The sequence below is a fragment of the Caballeronia terrestris genome (assembly GCF_001544515.1).
GTDB lineage: Bacteria > Pseudomonadota > Gammaproteobacteria > Burkholderiales > Burkholderiaceae > Caballeronia > Caballeronia terrestris.
The window spans coordinates 1-1585 of the sequence record NZ_FCOL02000366.1 but is presented as its reverse complement, the minus strand read 5'-3'; the positions used below and the strand labels follow the sequence as shown (position 1 = coordinate 1585).

Here is a 1585-nt window from a genome sequence, read left to right as displayed (position 1 = left end):
ATTCTCTCTCACGCCGCGGCCTGGTTCGCCCGCGAGACGGGACCCGTGCCCTGGAATGGATACGGATTCGTACGAGCGAACCGGGCCCGCTGGCCTGTTGCCGCGATGGCGCGATTGCTGGAAGTCTCGACCAGCGGCGTCTACGCGTGGCTGGTGCGTGAGCCATCAAGCAGTCGCGTAGCGATGCCCAATTGCTTGCACGCATTCGTACGTTGCATACGAATTCGCGCGCTACGTAGGGAGCAATACGCATCCATGCGCAACTCGCGCGCGAAGGCGTGCACGTAAGACGCAAGCGGGTAGCGCGGCTTATGCGCATCGCGGGCCTATGCGGGGCAAGCCGACGACGCTGACGGTACGAAATGGCGGGACATTTGCAAGAACCACGTGCGGTGGCGCGCATCAGTGTCGTCGCAAAACATCCTTTTGTCGTCGACCGTGTGGCGGCAGGATCACAACGGCTTCTCGCACCAGGATCAGGGCTTTATCGACCTCGCCACCAACAAAAGCCCGTCTGTCACTCGCGTGTACCTTCCGCCGGACGCGAATACGCTGCTGGTGGTCGCCGACGAATGTCTGCGCTCGACCGATTGCATCAACATCATCGTGGCGGACAAGCAGAAGCATCTGCAGTTCACCACGATGGATGAAGCGATCGTGCACTGCGCGAAGGGTCTGGGCGTGTGGCGGCGCGCGAGCAACGACGAGGGCGAGGAACCGGACGTCGTCATGGCACCGGGGGGCGACATTGCCACTCAGGCCTTATGCCTCCAGGCCATCATGCGGTAGCTATGGGCACCGCAGGGAGTCCGGGCGGCGCAACAAGCGTCGCGTGTTTGCGACGGCTTGTATGCGATTCCTTGCCAAAAAAATGCGGAGGAGCTCGCTGCGCGACTGCCTTGCCGGCGCCAGCGGTCGCGCCACTATTTATGCGTTGATCCTCGTCACTTTCGCGTTCGTTCGAAGCCGCCTTGGTGAAGACGGCTCAGGGCCGAGTTGAGGGGGTGCGGATTCCGTTGCGGGAAGCTCGGGCTTAGTCGCGGGACGGGGGGCCTCGCCTTCGTCGGAGCCCGGGATAGGGGCGGGCGTTATCGCCGCTGGCGGGTTCGGAGCTCGCGAAGCGCTGATAAAGAGTCCAGTTGACGCGAAGAAAATCGCTAAAAGCAACACAAATTCCATGGATTTGCCTTGCCGGTCGAAGTAATGACGCCCCTGACTGGCGCACATTTTCGAACAAACGAATGTCATCTAACACCGTGACGAGCGGGTCTCTCGCTGGGTCCGCGACGCCGCGCCCGTCCGCGCTGTCAGTGTCTGCGCGGTCAGTGTCTGCGCTGTCAGCGCGTGACGACCCTCCGATGGTCGCGATGATAGTCTAGCCGGTTCCGTCGATCAACTGTGAACGCCAACATGAGAACTACAACGGAGCTGCTCCACAAGGGCGTCTGCGGACACTGGCAATAGTGGTATCTCGTGCGGATGGCGTTTCACTGCCCAAACATTGCCAAATCTTCCTCGACAAAGCGCAACACCGCTTCCGTCAGCGCCTCGCGAGGATAAGCATTCTGCGTGACGAACAGCGAGC

Annotated in this window: 1 protein-coding gene and 1 pseudogene; both read left to right on the top strand. The window is 61.4% G+C overall.

The genetic code is table 11. From position 1 onward, the window contains the following. Positions 1-245: 245 nt before the first annotated feature. A complete protein-coding gene (locus tag AWB67_RS43715) occupies positions 246-353 on the top strand; it encodes an IS3 family transposase (protein WP_374729895.1) in 108 nt (35 codons plus the stop codon). A 7-nt stretch (positions 354-360) separates the two neighbouring features. Next, positions 361-786: pseudogene (locus tag AWB67_RS37450) on the top strand (phosphoketolase family protein); the annotation flags it as partial. Between the last annotated feature and the right edge of the window lie 799 nt (positions 787-1585).